General features: G+C 46.2%; 10 protein-coding genes. 3 read left to right on the forward strand and 7 right to left on the reverse strand.

Annotation, left to right across the window (positions count from 1 at the left end; genetic code table 11):
- Positions 1 to 73: 73 nt before the first annotated feature.
- From KUA48_RS07570 to KUA48_RS07585, 4 genes are all read right to left on the reverse strand, one after another.
- Positions 74 to 3304 (reverse strand): glycosyl hydrolase, encoded by a 3231-nt coding sequence (locus tag KUA48_RS07570; RefSeq protein ID WP_256624417.1) that lies wholly within the window; start codon positions 3302 to 3304, stop codon positions 74 to 76.
- Between the two features lie 40 nt (positions 3305 to 3344).
- The gene (locus tag KUA48_RS07575) at positions 3345 to 6179 is read right to left on the reverse strand and encodes a glycoside hydrolase family 2 TIM barrel-domain containing protein (RefSeq protein ID WP_153087851.1); all 2835 of its coding nucleotides are present in this window, start codon (positions 6177 to 6179) and stop codon (positions 3345 to 3347) included.
- Between the two features lie 149 nt (positions 6180 to 6328).
- Complete coding sequence (locus tag KUA48_RS07580) at positions 6329 to 7444, reverse strand: ATP-binding protein (protein WP_153087853.1); 1116 nt, start codon at positions 7442 to 7444, stop codon at positions 6329 to 6331.
- 245 nt (positions 7445 to 7689) lie between these two features.
- Complete coding sequence (locus KUA48_RS07585) at positions 7690 to 10935, reverse strand: glycoside hydrolase family 2 TIM barrel-domain containing protein (protein WP_256624422.1); 3246 nt, start codon at positions 10933 to 10935, stop codon at positions 7690 to 7692.
- A 569-nt stretch (positions 10936 to 11504) separates the two neighbouring features.
- On the opposite strand from KUA48_RS07585, the gene KUA48_RS07590 reads away from it, so the two are divergent.
- The 3 genes from KUA48_RS07590 to KUA48_RS07600 all read left to right on the forward strand — a co-directional run bounded on the left by KUA48_RS07590 (position 11505) and on the right by KUA48_RS07600 (position 15126).
- Entirely contained in the window at positions 11505 to 11693 is a 189-nt protein-coding gene (locus KUA48_RS07590; RefSeq protein ID WP_005645304.1) for a hypothetical protein, read from the forward strand.
- A gap of 106 nt (positions 11694 to 11799) precedes the next feature.
- Positions 11800 to 12495 (forward strand): GLPGLI family protein, encoded by a 696-nt coding sequence (locus KUA48_RS07595; protein ID WP_153096977.1) that lies wholly within the window; start codon positions 11800 to 11802, stop codon positions 12493 to 12495.
- 18 nt (positions 12496 to 12513) lie between these two features.
- A complete protein-coding gene (locus tag KUA48_RS07600; RefSeq protein ID WP_369503205.1) occupies positions 12514 to 15126 on the forward strand; it encodes a hypothetical protein in 2613 nt (870 codons plus the stop codon).
- Positions 15127 to 15194: 68 nt separating this feature from the next.
- On the opposite strand, the gene mobV is transcribed toward KUA48_RS07600, so the two are convergent.
- The 3 genes from mobV to KUA48_RS07615 all read right to left on the reverse strand — a co-directional run bounded on the left by mobV (position 15195) and on the right by KUA48_RS07615 (position 19218).
- Entirely contained in the window at positions 15195 to 16541 is a 1347-nt protein-coding gene (gene mobV, locus KUA48_RS07605) for a MobV family relaxase (protein WP_218432245.1), read from the reverse strand.
- A 190-nt stretch (positions 16542 to 16731) separates the two neighbouring features.
- Positions 16732 to 17682 (reverse strand): toprim domain-containing protein, encoded by a 951-nt coding sequence (locus KUA48_RS07610; RefSeq protein ID WP_218432246.1) that lies wholly within the window; start codon positions 17680 to 17682, stop codon positions 16732 to 16734.
- 276 nt (positions 17683 to 17958) lie between these two features.
- A complete protein-coding gene (locus KUA48_RS07615; RefSeq protein ID WP_371833706.1) occupies positions 17959 to 19218 on the reverse strand; it encodes a primase-helicase family protein in 1260 nt (419 codons plus the stop codon).
- Between the last annotated feature and the right edge of the window lie 160 nt (positions 19219 to 19378).

A 19378-nucleotide genomic window follows, 5' to 3' on the forward strand; every position in this document is an offset into this window, starting at 1 on the left:
TTAAATGTTAAGTGTTAAATGTTAAATGAGCAGTCTTGCTATGAACTATTAACTATCAACTATTAACTATAAACTAATACACGATGTTAATCGTGGAGAGTAATCCGGCAGGCAGAAGCGCCTTGCTCTTGGTGCGATATTTGGCATTGGTCCAGATTCCCTTAAACGGAGCCTTTCCCTCGCCAGCACCCTGCAGCGCATTGTGCCAGGTATTGGCTACAACAATCTGTATTTCGTTGCTGCCATTCTTCAGGTCGCGCTTCGGAACATACACCTCGTAAGGAGCTGTCCAGGCATAACCATATTGCTTGCCGTTGACCAGCACACGTGCCACATCACCAATCTTGCCCAACTGGATTTTGATGAATCCGTCATTAGAAGGAGCCGTCTTCGTTTTCTCGGCTGGAACTTCCATTTTCTCTTCTGCTGAAACCGGAACAGAATCGCCCCATTCAAAAGAAGAGGTAAAGGTTACGTGACCGCTGTAGTACTTCATCTTCTCATCTGCCGACTTCGACCAGTCGAAAGGAAGCGTAACGGTGGTATCTTTGCGGATATCATCGAAATGAACCTTCCACTTATCGGCTACAGCCAGCACAGAAGGATAGTTTTCTGTAAAACCTGCACCTTCTTCTTCAACCAGTTTATGACCTGTCTGACTGATAACCTGCATGTCTTCCTTGTTCGAGAGGATAACGAAAGCGGAACCATAAGCAGGCAGACTCAATTTCACAATCTGGCGGATTTTGGAAGTTCTGGTACGGAAGGTTGCCGTAATCTGGCGTTCCTTATCCTCCTGGTTAGTCAGGAAATAGATGTCCTTTCTGCCTGTTGCCTCCAACACACAGCGGTGAGCATAATCCATATTCTCGGGCAGAACGACATCCGGTTCGATGCCATACTGAGAGAAGTCCTTTGCCTGATAAGGCTTGTCGATGATAATGATGCCTTCCTCGCGCAACTCCTCTATCTTCGCCTTTACCTCGGCAGACAGGGTATTTGCCGGCTGCGGAACCACCAGGATGCGGTAGTCCTGGTTTCCTGGCAACTTGCCCTTCGGACTGTATTCGAAATTCCATTTCAGCAAGGCATCCTTATTCATCGAATCATATTTGTAGCCATGCAGGGCATTGCACCAGTCTTTCAGATCGAGAATATTCGCCGAATGAGTTACTCCCACAGGCGATTCTTCCATCGGAATGCCCACATTAGCCATACGTTTCTGTTCACTAGCCACCCGTTCTGCGCCAAACACACCCGGAAGCATCGGAACGAGTTTATCCGGAGTAAGCGAACGGCTCGGAATCTCTTCGCCTGTAAACACGGCGATGTCTACCACCGGTCTGCCCTGCTGCAGATAATTCTGACACAGGGTGATGTAATCCACAAAACCGCGTGCCTCAGGATACCAGGTATTGTCGCGCTGGAAGAAGAGACCGATGCCATCAAGCGTCATACCAGGCTTGCGGTCCATCCAAGGATTATGGGCAGTTACATGGAAGAAGAGTTTGTTCATGCCAAGCGCCAGATTGCGGTCAAGCATCGGCTTGAGCATGGCTGGTGTCTCATTCCATACACCACGAACCTCGGTGAATCCCTCTGCCTGAACGATGTTCTTATTATAAATATGTGCACCGCTCACGGCATCGAGCATGTCGTTGGGTTTATCGTGAGTAGGCGAATTGAGCCAGTATTCTCCCATTGGATTGTCGGCATACTGATAATGCTGCAGACCATCGGCAGGGAAGGTTGGTGCAATACTCTCGTGAGATACTTCTATATCCTGTTCATGAGCCAGATCGGTAAAGGTCTTGAAGAACTTCTCGTTTACCAGGTCATTGATGGTGAGACGGATATCCTTCAGTACCTGTTCGTATCTGGAAGCCGACTCCATCGGAACACCTGCCATAATCGGGAGGTATGGGATGAGGTCGTAACCGCGGCGTGCCTTGAACTCCTCGGCAAACTGATAGCCCCAGTTCTGACTGCCACACTCCCAGGAGTCGATGTGCAGATACTTCACCACATCGCTGTGCGGACGGTTCAGGAACAATGCATACCAGGAATTGAAAAGTTTCCTGACGGCTGCCGGTGAGAACTTATCCACTTCGAGTCCCTTACCGGTTCCGGCTGTTGCATTGGTCTGTCCTGTTGAGGTATGTCCCATTCGCAACAGGCGCCAGGTGCCCTTAGGCAACTTATTCATCAGGTTGCCGTTCACCATGACACCCATCACCATTCCATTTTCCAGTTTCAAAGGCAGTACATCTGCCATCGCCACGGTCTCGCTCTTAGCTGCCGCATCGGTTTCGATACGCCATACGGCACCCGTTTTTCCCTCATACTGGTTAATCATCGGCTGATTGCTCAAGATGATATTCTCCAGTTTCAGCAGCGGTTTCCATTTAGCTGCATCCAGGTCTTCTGCTCCCGGCTCTGTACCTTCCGGCGTCCATGAGAATCGGAAATAGCGGGCGGTGGTAGTCGGCAAACTAAAGGTATAATCACACATCGTGTTCTGCCAACCCTGACGGGGAGGCACCAACTGCTTGATATCTATGAAGTTGATGCCGTCATCAGAAGCCTGTACCAGGAGGCGCTGCGACTGGATGTTGTTGCCGTTAGGCACCACACGCATGCTGCGCACCGTGACGGGTTTATGAAACGAATAGATGATAGAGGCAGGTTTCGCTGCCAGATAATAGCCCTTGGCGGTAGAAACAGCCTCGGTATATTCTATCTTCTCCGGTTTGAAGAGTTGGGGTTTCTCCTTGCATCGGATGGCAAAAGCCGCGATGTCCTGATAATATCCACCCTCGCTTCCAGCAGGCTGCAACTTCCCGTCCTTATAACTTTCGGGTTGCCACATCTGCATGCCTTCTATCTTCTTACCGCCACCCACAATGGTATCGGTCCATACCACCTTCTGCATCGATTCGGCAGGAAGGATAGACGGATTGCCTGCCAGGGCGAAACCGTCGCAGATATGAATGCCCATGTCAAGGCCCAGGGAGTCGGCTTGCTGGAAAGAGTAATCCACCATCTCCCAGAACTTAGGTGACAACTGTGCCGCCTCGCCCTGATACTCCGGACGTTCGCTGACACCACGGATTGGCATCAGATAGGTACCGCCCAAACCAACATTCTTCATACCGACCAGATCGGCATGAATACCAGCCTTGGAAACGGCGCCATACATCCAGTACCAGAAGGTCCAGGGCTTAGCCTCGTCATTATGAGCCATTGTCGACGCTACCAGAAGCGCCGACAATGCCATCACCGTATATCGTTTTTTCTTATTCATAACAGTTCATAACAGTTCATAACAGTTTAAAGTTAACAGTTCAAAGCTCAAAGTTCAAAGTAAACACAGTCTTACCCTTACCGTTCAGCCATTTTGGCTGGGCTGAAGGTCCGTTGAGGTCGGTGGTATTTACCTTGTTTCTTACTGAAGGTATCACCTTGAAGACTGCCAGACCGGTTTGTGGCAAGGTATAGAGCAGACCATCTCTACCATCACGAGGGGTATAAACGCCCATGTGCTCATCGGCAGTCAGACCAGAGAAGCCGATCTTTCCTTCATCAGTCTTGAACTGCATCCACTTCACGTTGGCAAAGTAGCCTTTAAACTCTGGATAATCCCAGCTTTCGGCTGGAATCGGGTCATTATAGTCGTTCTGCCAATAGCCGTATTGCGGACCCTGTTCGCGGTTCTGCCAAACCCGGTAAGGACCATTGCCCACCCAAGCCTTGCTGCGAACCTTGCTTTCCGGATAGTCGAAAGCCATGCCCATCATATCTACTACGCCACCGAAATTATAATGACAGGTTACAGCCACCGAACCGTCAGAAAGGAACTGCCAGTCTACCTCATCGAGTGAGCCATGCTGATATGTAGCCACCAGCTTTGCCTCCGCTTCCTTCCATTCGAAACCGGCAAAAGCACCCTGGTCAACAAACTCGGTATAGAGTGTCTTTTTCTTCTCAGCCTCTTTGTCATCGTGATTATAGAACTGGTCCAGACTGCGGTCGCTTCTTCTGGCAGCCATGAATCGAGGTCCGTTGCTCAGCGAGATTGCCTTGCTGCCAACCTCAACACCCATCAGTCTGCCATCTTTCTTGGCAAAGCGATAAGTTCTTCCACCCGCCTTCACTTCAACAGCATCAGCCTGGTCAGCATAAGCAGCAGATGAAGTACTTGGAGCACTTGAATTTTTCACTCTTCGTTCTTCACTCTTCACTCCCCTGCTCCATGTCATGATTTCCTCACCTTCATGGTTCACAGCCTTGATTTCTACCGCATCAGCATTCGCCATCATCGGTATCTTCACCTGGGCTTCCTTGCCCGGAGCTACATCCGGAGAAGAGAGATTGCCCTGCTTCAATACCTTGACCTGAGTGCTGCCCATCGCTGGCATCTGCAACAGACGATAAGAGAAGCGGCAATCCTTCAGATTCACGAAGTTATACTGATTAGATAAGGTGAGTTCACCTTTCTCCACATCATTCCAAGTCAACTGTACCGGGCACCATACCTCTTTAATCGTATAGTAAGAGCCTTCCTTCTCGGCATGAGGACCCACGATACCATCGGCTCCAAAGTTACCCATACAGTCTACATAATTATTCTTGTCGGTACGCACCACACCCTGGTCCATCAGATCCCAGAGGAATCCGCCGGCACAGCGAGGATTCGCCATCATCATGTCCCAGTAATCCTTCAGTCCTGCTCCATGTCCGCCGTCATACAGACCATGCAGGAACTCGGTAGGCATGAAGATTTCCTTCTGTCGCATATACTCCTGGGTCTCGCCATAAGAGCGGTAATGCTTGGTTTCAAAGCCGTTGCGGTTAGCCCAAGGATAGAGTACCACGCGTTTCTGCTTATCCCAGAAAGCGAAGTCTGGCTCAAGTCCGTAGTTGAAACCACCCTCGTTACCGTTGCTCCAAAAGATGATGCTAGGATGATTCTCATCACGGGTAATCATCTCCTTCACCAGCTGCTTGCCCACGATGGTAGGATGTGCCCAGTGCCATCCGCTCAACTCACATTCGACATAGAGACCGAGCGAATCGCAAGCCTCCAAGAACTCCGGATCGGCAGGATAATGACTCAATCTCACGGCATTCATGTTCATGCTCTTGATGAGTTTCACATCCTCTATATTCTTCGCCTTGCTCAGCGTTCTACCGGTCTCCGGACGGAAGCTGTGACGGTTCACGCCTTTGAAGATAACTTTCTGACCATTGATATAAACGCCATCGCTGGCACGGTATTCGATGGTGCGGAAGCCGAACTTCTGACGTTCTCTGTGGAGCGTCTTGCCTGCTGCATCCTGGAGTGTGAAGACGGCAGTATAGAGATGCGGAGTCTCGGCAGTCCACTGCTTAGGTGCTTTTGCCTGGAAGTCGACATGCGCCTCATCGCTGTTTCTGGCATCAGCCACGTTCGATGCCACCACCTTTCCTTTCTCATCCAGAATCTCAGTCTTCACCTTCGCACCCTTGATAGCACGGTTCAGGTAGCAATCTGCCATAAAATGACCATCACCCTTGGCATCAATCGCCACACGGTTGATGTTCTGAGCAGGTTTTGCCACGATAAATACAGGACGGAAGATGCCACCGAAGTTCCAGTAGTCAGCACGGCGCTCCGCCATGTTCACCTGACTGTTGCTGCTTTCCTTGCTCACCTCCACTTCGAGTCTGTTCTTATGTTTTCCGAAGAAGATGCGGTCGCTCACATCATAAGTAAAGCGATAGAAACCGCCCTGATGCAAGCCGTTTCCCGCCTTTCTGCCGTTGATGGTCACCTTGGCATCAGTCATCACGGCTTCGAAGACGAGTTCTATCTGTTTGCCCTCCCACTCCTGTGGCAGCGTAAACTCATATTTATATTTTCCTTTTTCGTCAGCAATACCTTCCGGAGTAGCCTTTCCGTAGAATCGCATGCCATACTGATAGGTACCGAATCCCTGCAGTTCCCAGCAGGAAGGCACACCAATCTTGGTCCACTTGCCGGCATTTCTACCACCTGTGCAGTAGAAGTCCCAGTTCACCATATCATCACATCCATGTCCCGAGAGGTACTGGCGCTGTGTATCAATACTAGCCTGTGCGGCAGCAGTCATCGCCATCGCCCCCAAAGCTATTATTAAAAACGTTTGTTTTAGATACATATTGTTTATTCCGTATTTGTTTATATTCATTTTGTTATTCATCAATAAAGACTCATAAACACAGATTTTGTAACTATTTAGCAAATCGGAAATACGCCTATAAGCTGCGAAAATATATCAAAAATCATCAACTTTCGCAGATTATAGAGCTAATTCAGCCACAGCTTCATCAGTTGGTCATCAATATAGTACGTACCCAACGAAGTAGATACCAGATGATACTCCAGCAATTTCTTGATGGCAGACTGAACGCTGCTGGCAGAGCGTAGATTATGCCGTTTTACAAAAACAGTGGAAGTAATCTGCTTGGCAATGCCATCCTTGGCTATCGCATAGAGCAATTCCTTCTGAGGGAGCGTGAGACGCGACAAGATTTCACTAAACTTACGGTCGTTGTCCAATATCATCATGTGGATGATGGCTTCCGCCATCGCCTTGTCAGCCTTGCCCTTTACATCCGTCTGGTTGAAAGCTTCATGAAACACCTTCTGCATATAATACGTATTTCCTCCGAACGTATCATAGACATCACGCACAGCCTCTTCCTCCACGTCCTTCCCAAACCTGGCAAACAAACTTTTCGCAAATTCCAAATACTTATCGTATGGTATCACCTCCAAGTTCATCATGTCGGCACTATTGTAGAATGGATGCGCCTTTTCGGAGAACATCTTCGTAATGAGATGGCGCTCGCTACCAGAGAATATGAAGTTGGCATTGCTGCACTTCTGCACATAAGTGCGTAAGATTGCTTCCATGTTCTTCTCTGGATAATAGCCAATCTGCTGGAACTCGTCTATCGCCACGATACATTTCTTGTCGGCATGCTCCAAACAGGCAAATATCTCATCCAGGGTATAGAGCGGATTGGAGATATCACCTAGCGAAAGGTTAAAGGTCGGCGTGTTCGAGATGGGGTCATAGCCGAAACACCCATTGATAGATTTCAATGTGCTGACCACCATCTTAAGCATCTTCTGACTGCGATGAGCCGCCTGTTCGAAAACAGCCTTACCTAGTTCGAAGGCAAACTCCTGGATGCTCGAAGTACGGAGTATGTCGATGGAAATGGCGATAAAATCATTCTTGACCATCGGCGAGTCGAGACAAAAGTCGATAAGCTTACTTTTGCCCACACGCCGTGCAGCCATCAACACAATATTTTCACCCGAAGTTACCTTTCGGATGATTTTCTCTGCCTCTACGTCTCTGTCGCAGAAGTACTCTGGCTTAATCTTGCCTGTGATAATAAAAGGATTCTCCATACTCTTTACCTAACTAAATCATTGGTTATGGCGGCAAAGATAATAAGATTTCTCGAATTATGCAAATTAAATTATGCAAATTGCATAATGCAAAACAAATAATTCGAGATAAGCTGCGAAAATATATCAAAAAACATCAACTTTCGCAGATGATAAAACTAAACTTGTCGGAAAAGAACTTTTACGCACCTTTTCCGACAAGTTATTAATTTACCTCAAAACGGCATCCCCAAATACCTGATGCCTCATAGTATTCTCATCTTGAAATGCAGGGTATAACTGCGAGTTTTGTCGATGGCATATTTCTTCAATACACCAGGTCCGCAACTGCTGTTACCCAAGCCCAGAACGGCACAATCGAGACTGAGATAGGTGTAGCGCAGGTTAGGATTACCAGACTGCTTCAGTTCGAAATCGTGCCGGGCGGCATAGAGGTCTGCCACGCTGTATGGCAAGGCTGAGAAACTCAAAGGCGTATCGCCGACTGCGATAACCTGCAGGGCATTCTTACCATTCTTGTTGGTCAGTTCGATGTATGAACAGTCCTCATGGTTGCCGTTGTCCTGCGGACGGGGATAGTGGGTAAACTGATCCTCCACGCTACTCTCGTACCATCCTATCGGACAAGACTGCTTGCGGTCAGGATAATTCTCCCAAGGTCCCCTGCCATACCATTTCACCTGATCGTAAGCCACTCTTGGCAGCTTCATCATCAGGCCCAGTCGAGGAAGTTCAGGCAGATTGCCCTCAAAACTATAGGTAGCCTTCACATCGACGAAGCCGTCCTGCTGAGGAGCTACCTCTAAACGGAGACGGATATTACCGCCAGACTTAGCCGATGCCGAAGAACCAGCCTTATCTGATGCCCCATCCTCACCATAATGATATACATACTCCCCATCCTTCAGCGGGATAGCAGAGAGCGTGCTGTCGAGATGAGTCTTCTTCCAATCCTTCGCTATCCAGTTGCCGAAACTCTTGTCGTTGTCGGTTGGCGCACGGAAGAACTGAGGAATCACGGAAATATTGCGTGCCAGCAACTCGGCAGTTGACAGAGTTGCCAAACGGCGGGAAGACTTGTATCGCTTCATGGCATCCGCAGCCAGTTTCCAGCCAGCTTCATACAAGTTATCGCTGAGGGCTATCTGTTCCCTTCCTACCTCTACTCCCTGCTGGGAAATAACTGAGATATTCAATCGGGAATCCGTATTTTTATACGCTTTGAAATCATGCAAGCTGCATAACTTTGCACTATCACCCGGCTGTACTGAAGGCATTTTCAGCACACTCTCCTGACCGACAACCCCATTTTTCGTCACCTGATACTGGCAACTGAAGCCCTCCAGCGAGAGATGAGAATGATGATTCTTCACCCAGACCTCATCCCCTTTCTGAGTTATCCACACCGGTGCATAAACATGCTTTACCTCCTGATACTTAGCCGATACCGAGCGGTCGGAGAAGACCACGCCGTTCAGACAGAAGGCTTTAAGATTAGGCTTATCACCGAAATCACCGCCATAGAGCACGTGGTTGGTTCCCGGAGCATAGATACCCTGGTCAACCCAGTCCCAGATAAAGCCGCCAGCCATGCGGGGATGACTGTATATCTCCTCCCAATATTCCTTGAAATTACCCAGCGCATTACCCATACAATGGGCATATTCACTGGTAAGCACAGGACGATTATCGTTCTTTCTCATCGCAATATCCAGCAGATGTTCCCATCGGGCATTCTCCGCTCTCTCCTTGTCAGAACCTTCGGGAACGCCCGGATTCAGATACTCAGCCTTTACACGGGGATAGAAACGGCTCAAGACATCCACACAGTCCGGGTCAGTCTCATCAAAGTCCTGCTCGTTCAAGCCCTTCGCTGGCTGATAAGGCGTCTGAGCACCTTCATAATGTACCAGTCTCGTTGGGTCGAAGGTATGAAGCCAGCCTGCCATGGCTGCATGATTGGCACCGAAACCGCTCTCGTTGCCCAGGCTCCAGAAGATGATGCTCGGGTGGTTCTTGTCTCTCTCTGCCATTCTCACGGCTCTGTCCAGAAAGGCGGCATTCCAGTCGGGAGTAGAGGTGAGCGTACCACGGAGTCCGTGGGTCTCGCAATCTGCCTCGTCCATCACATAGATGCCGGCGCTGTCGCACAGCTCATACCAGCGTGAAACATTCGGATAATGACTGGTTCTGACGGCATTCACGTTCGCCTGCTTCATCAGTAGGATATCGCGCTGCATCATCTCCTCGGTCATCACTCGTGCCAACTTCGGATCATGCTCATGCCGGTTCACGCCACGCAGTTTGATAGGTTTTCCGTTCACCATCAACTGTCCGTTTTCTACCGAAACCCATCTGAATCCGATGCGCTGCTGCACCTGTTCCACCACACTTCCCTGCTTGTCGAGAAGTGCCAGTTTCAGGGTATATAAATAAGGTGTCTCAGCAGTCCAGGCATGCGGTTTTTCCACTACTCCCTCCATACGTTCGAATTTTCTTCCACCTCGCTGCGGATACCATTCGTTCATCAGGGCTGCCTTATGATTCAGGTCGAGAATCTCGTCGGCAGAAGCCTGCAGAGAAGCCTCCAGTCTGTCAGTTCCCGGCAGTTTCAGCATCACGCCTTTATCTTCAGCATCCTCCAGCCACGCCATCAGCCGGTAACCTTCTCCCTTCTCGCCTGCTGCCACCGCCAGTTGCGGATTGATCTGCAGAGTGAAATCACAAGGAGAGGATGTAGCGGAAGAGAGCTGCGGCAGGGTGCGAACGGCGAAATCACGGATGCGGACATTCGGTGTGGAATAGAGCCACACATCACGGTGGATGCCACCGAAGCGCCAGAAGTCCTGATCTTCCAGATAACTGCCGTCGCTATACTTGTAAACCTCCACGGCTATCTCGTTCTTGCCAGCCTTCAGATAAGGAGTCACATTAAATTCGCTCGGCTCCATCGAACCCTGCGAATAACCCACCTTCTCGCCGTTCACCCATACATAGAATGCGCTCATCACGCCCTCGAAACGCAGGAAGGTTTGACGGTCCTGGCGGAACAGCAGCGAGTTTGCCTTCAGCTGGAAGGTACGTTTATATTGTCCGGTAGGATTGCGTTCCTCGTAGGTGGTCCAGTCCTTCTTGGGTGTAGTCATCACATAAGGAGGATTGATTTTAAAGGGATAACCTGCTGATATATAGATAGGTGTACCATATCCATTCACCTCCCAGTTGGCTGGTACCGCGAGCGATTTCCAGCCCTTGCAGCTATAGTCAGTACGATAGAAATCCACGATTCGTTCCTCCGGCGTCTTCGTCCATCTGAACTTCCATTCACCGTTGAGCGACATCTGGCTATCTCCCTTCTTTGCCTGATAAGGCATGAATGCAGCCCGTGCCGGTTCCCGGTTGATGGAAAGCACATGCTGGTCTTCCCAGTCATGGTGCTCTGCAGCAGCTGAAGCCTGAGGTGCAAGGATTGGCAAAACCATCCCAGCCATCACGATCATGATTTTCCGTTTGTTCATCATATTATTTATTTTTTAAACAGTTTACCAGTTTATCGTTTTTGTCCATACAATAAAGACGCCCCACCCCATTTTTTGTAACTGAAAAAGAGTACTTTTTAGATTTACCGTCACGCGCACACGTAACAATGTTTTTTCACGAAAAATTACGCTAAAAACTGCCGAATAGCTTAAAATGAGCTATTTATGAGTCTTTCACCTCAATAGAGGTAATGATTTGGCAACAGTCCTAAATTCTGCTATCTGCATACGTTTGCTGCCTAACAACTCTTTTCGGCTGCAAAAATACAAAAAAATAATGAATCTAAGATTTTTAATTCCAAAAAAACATCAAACCGAAATACATGTTACAAAAGGCACCAGTTTCCTTACAAAATAGCAGCATAATGTTTAATCAGATTTAATTTTGCCGTCAATAAGTTTAATTCAGTTTAAAATAACCATCAAAAAGTTCTATCAATCATTTTTTTTTGTACTTTTGCAATCGAAAACAAAGAGGTTTATACCTCCGCAACATGTATAACATTTAAAAAGGAGAAAACATGAAAAAGTTTTTGTTTTCTATGGCTTTGGCATTAGGTGCTATATGCATGCCAAGTCAAGCAAGTGCGGCTGAAGTATCTTCACCAGTAGTAAACAACATTAAGGCAACAACAACGTTCCAAGCAACTCCATCAAATGGTCCTGTCGTTATTATTACCAAAGATGGAACAGTCATTATTGTTCTCTAATGTCGTAGTCTATTGCTAATCAACAACGACTGCATATTACATGAGTAGGCACTCTTTTTAATTGGAGTGCCTACTCTTTAATATTTTCTTTCTATTCTGTACAAATATGAAAAGGGTTATATTATTCACGCTTTCGTGCTTAGTCTCTTGTCTATTAGTCTCCGCACAAAAGATAGGATTATCCATACATTATAATATGGTGATGCAAATTCCGAAGGAGGTCTATAGTATGAGTGATTTAAGTAAAAGACAAATGATTATAAATCAATTGTCCAATCAGCATAAAACTTATACTTTATTTACTAATGGCAACGAATGTGCATTTTCAACCACAGGCATAGATAACAATGTTATCAAACTTGAAGGAAGTGGCTCATACTATACAAATACAACAGATAATAAGGAAATAAGTATAAAAAGCATTGTAGATAAGACGTTTGTCGTTTTTTCTGATTCATTAAAAAATGAATGGGATTTGTATTTTGATGAGACTATAGAAGTTTTAGGAAAGAAATGTACAAAGGCCGTATATAAGAAAAATCGTTCTGTAGTAGCATGGTTCTGTCAAGAAATACCATCCCCCGTAGGACCTTGTGGATATATAGGGCTGCCAGGGGCAATACTCCGCTTGACGACATCAAGCGAAATTTATGAGGCAGAAAGTATTTTGCCTATAAAAGGGCAAGTCAAGATAGAGTTACCAAGAGGAAAAATAATGCAAAAACCTGCTTTTGAAAAGTTACAGAAGAAAAAGATTGAAGAGTTGAAGGAAAGCGGCAATGACAATGTCATAGTTTTATAGGATAAAACATAAGGATGTATGGGACGTTTAAGAAGTTTACTGTTATGTATGCTAATCTGCATATGTAGATTTTCTATAGCACAGAATATATCGGGTATGGTTGTTGATGCACAAAATACAGCCATACCCTTTTGTACTGTTACATGTTCACAAGATAGTGCGGCACATTCCATCGTTTCGTATGCAATATCAAAAGACGATGGTTCGTTCACTATCCAATCCAACAAGGCTTTGTCCTCATTTTGGTTGACAGCAAGATGTGTCGGATATACTACACTGAGAGTACATTATAAAGAAGTGCCGGCAACCCCATTACACTTAATGATGAAAGACGACAGCTACACATTGTCTGAGGTAACAATAAAAGGTAGAAACTTAGGGGCGAAAATCAAGAATGACACAATTGAATTTAGTCCAGATGTGTTTAAAAACGGAAGTGAACAGAACATGAGCGATGTCATTAAAAAGTTGCCAGGAATGACTGTTGATGAGTCGGGAAATGTTTCCTACCAAGGGAAAAAAATAGATAAGTTCTTGGTCAATGGCGAAGATGTGCTTTCTACAGGAGGACATGCACTAAAAACTTTGTCTGCAGACTTTGCTTCTGGTGTGGAGCTACTGAACAATTACAATGACGGAAATGTAGGAAACTCTTTCAATTCAAAAGAGACAACTGCACTGAACCTTATTAATAAAGACTTACACAACAAATGGGCAGGAAACTTTACAGAAGGGGGTGGTGTTAAGAACAAGTTTGACAGCAAGAACTCAGCTTTGAAGATGGACAAAAAAGTGTCTGCATCCATCATTGCAAATGCTAACAACACCAATGAGACAGTTTTCTCTATAATGGACTATCTCAATGCCAATGGCGGTCTTACAGGAGTAAAAACAACCAATGGATTTGCGCAACTGAGCCTTTCAAGTGCAGAAAGAAATGTCTTGATGCCAAGCAATGACGAATACAAAAGGACTTCTGGTATCGGTAATGTCAACTTAACATTGAAACCGACTTCGCACTACAATGTCACGATAGGTGTCATCCACAATGAAATGGATGCAAAGTCTGCATTGTCAACGGAACAACATGTAAAGGTGGCGCAGGAAGTTATACGTAAGTCAACAGAAGAGAATGGCAAGAAAAGAGGTAACTTTAGTTCATTTAACCTCAGTCAAAAATGGGATGTCAATCCATATGCAAGTTTGCGTTTCCAAACGAAGTTGGCATATAGCGACATGAGAAACAATATGTCTATCATGGATTATTATAACAATAATTCCGATAGAAATGCAGACAATGACAAGAACAAAGGATTTAATGTATTACAACAGGTAAACTTAAATTCATTGATAGGCAAAGGCCTGCTTTATGGAAGTGTAGATTTCGCTTTTTCTAAATCAGAAAGAAACTTGGATGTTCTTTCCTCTTATGAACTGCCTAACGAATACAAACAGGCAGATGATTCTTACTATATAGATAAAGATTTGAAGAAGCTAAATGTGGCAGGTGCTGTAGGCTATGTATTTCCTATTTTCCATAAAATCAACTTGAAATGGGAATTGTCTGGTCAGAACTCCGATTCATGGATAGACCAAAATGTAGATAGCGAACACTTGAACAGTCACAATTTCGGGATTTATGGAGGACTTATGAAGAACAAAGGTCTCTTTAGGTTTGATGCTGGTGTTAGATTTTCTGATTATGGGAATAGCACAAACATCAATGGACTAGTGACAAAGTCTGTAATCAAGTGGGAGCCATCCTTTGCAACAGAATTACGTTTCAGTCAGCAACACTCTGTTGCATTTGGACTGAGTTACAAATATGTTCCAACCGATATTGAAGCACTATCGAGACTGTCTGTCATCAATAGCTACGATGAGGTCACAGATGCTTCCTCATATTCAAGGTTGGGCAACAACGCCCTGAACATGAATATTGCTTATAAGTTGTATAGTTTGTATAGCAGAACAATTATATTTATGTATTTGACTTATGAGAAGGCTGATAACACCGAAATGCTGAACTATCAGAATGACGGTTTATTACACAGCCAAAATTATATGGATGGAGGAAAAAAGGAAACCGTAAATGCAACTTTATATGCCAACAAAGGATTGGGCAACTTGCCTATTGATGCCAAACTGACCACAACATTTTTATGGAATCGAAACGAAATTGCATACAATTCCATTCCGTGTAAAATGTTGATAGGGAACTTAAAGACAGACTTAGGTTTCGTCTCACGCTTTAAGATTCCTTTCAATGTTGAGGTTGATGGCTTGTACAACAAGTTGACAAACAAAGTCACCGACTTAAACATTGATTCTAGTGACAAGGAATTTGGTGGAACTGCAAAGCTCATATTTGCGAAGAACAAGTTCGCCAGTTTTGTTACCGGCAAGTGGAACAAGATAGAGAATACAAGCGGAAGTAAGATATTGCGAGATATTGATTTTTCCATTTCCTATAAAATCAAGAAATTCACATGCAAACTTTCTGGCACGAATATCTTTCACCTTAACGGAATCAATTGGTTAAAACAAAATGTTACACCAACTTACACATCCTATGTTAGATACAAACAACATTCTGGAAATGTTATGCTATCTCTAACATGTCAATTGTAAAAGCAACAACAAAGAGGCGGTTTACCCAAAAAAAGTAAGCTGCCTTCTTTGTTCTTGCAAAAAGTATATTAAAGTTTGAAACGACGCTGTGTTTTTAACCTTATATTATTCCACTGTTCCTTAAACCATTCAACCATAGTTTGTCTATTTATATACAAAAATAGTTGGTTCGGCTTGGTAGAATCAGAGAATACCTTAATTTCTGCATTCACTACATTGAACTTTCTTCTGTGCTCCTCGGAATAGAGTGAACCGCTAAAGTTGAGTGCCTTTCCTGTAAGAAGCACCTCAATTTGTTCAACGGTAAAGCCAACCCTCCTGCACAGGTCTTCCATTTGCAAGCGTGCCTCCAACATCGGGAACCAACGCTTGGCTTTGCGGATAATGTTGTTGAGCATCGTTACCTCCGTGGTGTGCTTGCTCTCCAAATTCGCGACCTCCGATTGGTGCTTACGCTGTATCTCGTCAAGCTGTTTGCTGTGGCTGTCCTCCATACGTTGCACCTTCTCATGGAGTTCGTCAATGTATTGCTCTCGGTTTGTCACAAGCTCGCACAACTTTCGGTTGTGTTGCTCCACCTCCTTCAATTTTCCACTACCTAAAAGAGAACCAATCTTCGACACAAAGGCTGTCTTGGCTTCCATCTTAGCAGCCTGTAGTTTCTCCGTGCTGATTTCACTCTTGGTTTGTTGTAGAAGTCGCTGTGCTTCCTCAATATCAGATTGCAGCAGCTTCATACAGTTTTGAAGTCTCTCGGTCTCTCGCTTGATGTTGCGATAATACTGTGCCGTGGTGGTATGCCTCGCATCTGATCCACGGACACCTCTCTTCAAGCCATACTTGCTCATAGCTTCAGCATAGCTGTCGTGATAGCCAATCATTTTGTCTCGGTTGAGCACATCATCGGCACACAGTCTCACGGCATTGGCTTTCTTGCGGTATGTCCGCTTGCCTTCTTCCGCTGTCTTGTTCTTCGCCTTTCTCCGCTCGCCTGTTACTATCGGAACGATGGAGGCGTGGAGGTGCGGCGTGTGCTCATCCATGTGGAGAACCACCGACACGACATTCTCCTTGCCGAATGTGTCCTGCAACCACTTCAAGCTGTCGTTGCACCAATCGTCAAGCTGACCATTGGCTGCGATGTTCATCATGTCCTCGTGCGTTCCAGACAGCACGGTTCTAATCACCCTCACCTGGTCATTGGTTATCTTGCGCTTGATGCCTGCCGTCTTGATGCGGTGGGCGATGGCTTCGTCACGACCATACACACCGCTCGGCATCTTGACAAGCTCACGGTTGAGGTGAGTTCTCGTAGGGTCAGCGTTGTCGGGTATCACCTTGCGCTCTATGTGGTCTGACTCCCTTGCGTCAGAGCAGCCCTTTGCCTTCTTGAAATCCAAACTGAAATGTCCCATAATAAACTTGTTTTTGAGTTGTACAAATCCGCTTGCCGCATTGCGCCCAGCGCATGGCTCACGGGGTTTCAAAAGGGGATGCCCCTTTGCTCAAATGGGTGTTTTTAGCGGTGGCGTGCCACTGCGTCAAGAAAACGCCCTATTGAGCTATGGCTTTTCCGTTCAGAATAGCCATTGGAGCAGGAACCGCCTACATGCCCAAGGCTGCGCCTTTCCTGCGAGGTGGAACAGTCTGCTTAACAGGCTGTACTTGGTGTACTGACTGTTTGGATTTCACTCCGCACAGATAGTCGTTCAAGTCGTTGTATTCACTGTACAAGTGGGATGCGTCCCTCACACGGTAGCCGAGAGCAGTCTTGATGGCAAGTGTAGCCTTACGCCCTGCGTCATCGTTGTCGAGCAGACAACTGATGCGCTCGTAGCCATGGAGTGCATCAATAGCCTTGTCCACGTTGCTTGTGGAGTTGAGTATCACATAGTCCTGTGCGTCCAATGACGGACAAGCAGGAAACTTCTCCAAGCGTAACGAGAGAAAAGAAAGATAATCCATCATGCCCTCGAAAACATAGCAAGCGTATCTTGGCTCGCCTTGATGTCGGATATGGGTGATATCCTTGGGTGACATGCACCCCTTGAAGAATCGGTTACGCACCTCATAGCCACCCGACTTGTTCTTGAAGCCGATGGCAAAGTAGTTTTTATAGTTATGCGAGAAGTGGAGTTCCGCACATTCCTTTTGGGCAATGTGCAGATTAATCTTTCGCTCGCTCAGATAGCGCAGGAGTGCAGGATGGTTAAGTTCCCTCACTTCCAATCGCTCAAAACTCGGCTCGGTAGCTTGCTGAGTAAAAGAAAAGTCGGTCGGACGAACATGGGGAGTTTGCTTCTCCATCTTGTCCAAAAGATAAGGCAGGTTGTCGGATGCGTAAAGATAGGACACAAGGGTGATGATGTTGCCGCCCTTGCCCATGCCGAAATCGAACCAACTGTTCATCGTGGTGTTCACCTTGAAAGATGCCTCGCTCTCGTTTCTCAGCGGTGACTTGTACCAAAGGTTTGCGCCCTGCTGCTTGACAGGGCGGTGTCCCAAACTTTGCAGATAGTCTGCAATCTTGATTTGCTTTGCTTCTTGAATGTTCATGTCTTACTGGGGATTAAGTGGTGTATGTATTTCTGATGAATTGTTGAGAATCCTATGTATTGGTATGATAGTCAAATACTTATCTTCTCAACAAACTCTCAACAAATGGTTCTTTTCAACAAAATCACTGGGCAAAAGAGAAAGAAAGGCATGAGCCGTCATGTTTTCTCTTTTCAACAGTCCCTTTCTTTTGTTGAGAGATTTGTTGAGAAAATGTTGAGCCTTAAATACTTGATATTCAATACTTCTTTCATCATATTCAACAATTCAACAAAATTATATGCTATTTAGCTTGTCCCTCGTTACAGTGTAGAACCTGCCCACACGTTTTGTTGGCGAGTAGTGACCGCTGCTATTGTAGTTGTACTCGTATGAGGTGTAGGTGAGGGCGTTCTCTGAAGGTTGCAGCTTCCAACAGTCCTGCACTATCTTTCGCACAAGGTACTTCTCCGCTTTCACGTGGTTGCATTGCAACAAGGCGATTGCGTCATTGAGGCAGAATTGCAAACTGTCGGTTTGGGTGTTCTCCATGACCTCAAGGAACAGCTCCGACATTTCCACCTCAAGTCTGTTACGGTTGCAGCGTATGATTCTCCTCAGAGCATCGGTCGCTATCTGTTCGGGGGCGAACCACATTCGGCTCTTGTGCTCTGTGGATAGCGTTCTGCCTTGCAGATGGAACAGAAAAGCGGGTATCTCCGCCTTCAGTTTCTCCAAGAAGCCGGTATCGTCAGATTGCAACGATGAAATCTTCCTCACCCAATATCGGGTCTCGCCCTCGTCAATGATGACAGGGAGTGATTCGTTGTTGGAGCACAGCACGAACTTGGCAAAGAAGGAAATCTCGTTCCTGTCCTTGCCCTTGGCTTCCACCTTGTACGAGAGGGTGGTGCTGAGGTTCTTCAACCGCTCGGAATCCTCCCTACGACTGAGCAACACCTCGTCCACGACAATCAGCAGCTTGCCAGCCCAATCGGAATTGAACTGACTGCGGAAGTCCTCGTTGGTGTTGAATGTCACGTTGTCTTGGAACAACGCTTTCAGAAAGTTCAAGAACGTGGTCTTGCCTGTGTTCCTCTCCTCTGATACGAGCAGCAGAATGGGCAACTTCTGCACAGGTCTGAGATAGAGCAGTTGCAGGTAGTCCATGCCAAGGTCATATTGCTCACCGAAGATGTGACTAACCAACTTCTTGATATTAGGGAAGTCCCCTTGCATCGGCTTATGTCCTATCGGCTCGTATAGGTTGAGGAAACCGTCTATCACCGTGCGGTGGTTCACATGTTCGGGAACAGTACAGAAGCCGTCATACTTGTGAACGTACTTGATGAACTCCTTGCCGTAGTCCTGACGCAAGGTCTCCATGTTCCAAGGGATGCGCTTTCTTACCTTTCCTCCTGTGATGGTAGGTTGGTCAACCACCTTGTACAAGGTAGTGCCAACACGGATGAACACCTCGTTTGTCGGAGATGCTGCCTGTGGTTGTTTTCTTTCCACAACCACAGGCTGATTGTTGTCGTTTGTCTTGCTCATAATCTAACCTTTGTGAGTTGATAAAATTAAAGTTGCAAAGGTAAGGGCGGAAAATCAAAATGCAAAACACAAACTTGCGCAGAATGGAGAAGTTTGCACCGACAATGTTAAAAGATTGGAAATCAAGGTGCTTGATGTTGCCAATCGGGATAAGATGAAACAA

This window comes from Segatella copri, assembly GCF_019249795.2.
Lineage (GTDB): Bacteria > Bacteroidota > Bacteroidia > Bacteroidales > Bacteroidaceae > Prevotella > Prevotella copri_B.

Bases quoted from the DNA above. Each gene is read 5' to 3' on its own strand.
- KUA48_RS07600 (WP_369503205.1), top strand. From the start codon at position 12,514: ATGGGACGTTTAAGAAGTTTACTGTTATGTATGCTAATCTGCATATGT.
- mobV (WP_218432245.1), bottom strand. From the start codon at position 16,541: ATGGGACATTTCAGTTTGGATTTCAAGAAGGCAAAGGGCTGCTCTGAC.
- KUA48_RS07580 (WP_153087853.1), bottom strand. From the start codon at position 7,444: ATGGAGAATCCTTTTATTATCACAGGCAAGATTAAGCCAGAGTACTTC.
- KUA48_RS07610 (WP_218432246.1), bottom strand. From the start codon at position 17,682: ATGAACATTCAAGAAGCAAAGCAAATCAAGATTGCAGACTATCTGCAA.
- KUA48_RS07595 (WP_153096977.1), top strand. From the start codon at position 11,800: ATGAAAAGGGTTATATTATTCACGCTTTCGTGCTTAGTCTCTTGTCTA.
- KUA48_RS07575 (WP_153087851.1), bottom strand. From the start codon at position 6,179: ATGTATCTAAAACAAACGTTTTTAATAATAGCTTTGGGGGCGATGGCG.
- KUA48_RS07570 (WP_256624417.1), bottom strand. From the start codon at position 3,304: ATGAATAAGAAAAAACGATATACGGTGATGGCATTGTCGGCGCTTCTG.
- KUA48_RS07590 (WP_005645304.1), top strand. From the start codon at position 11,505: ATGAAAAAGTTTTTGTTTTCTATGGCTTTGGCATTAGGTGCTATATGC.
- KUA48_RS07585 (WP_256624422.1), bottom strand. From the start codon at position 10,935: ATGGCTGGGATGGTTTTGCCAATCCTTGCACCTCAGGCTTCAGCTGCT.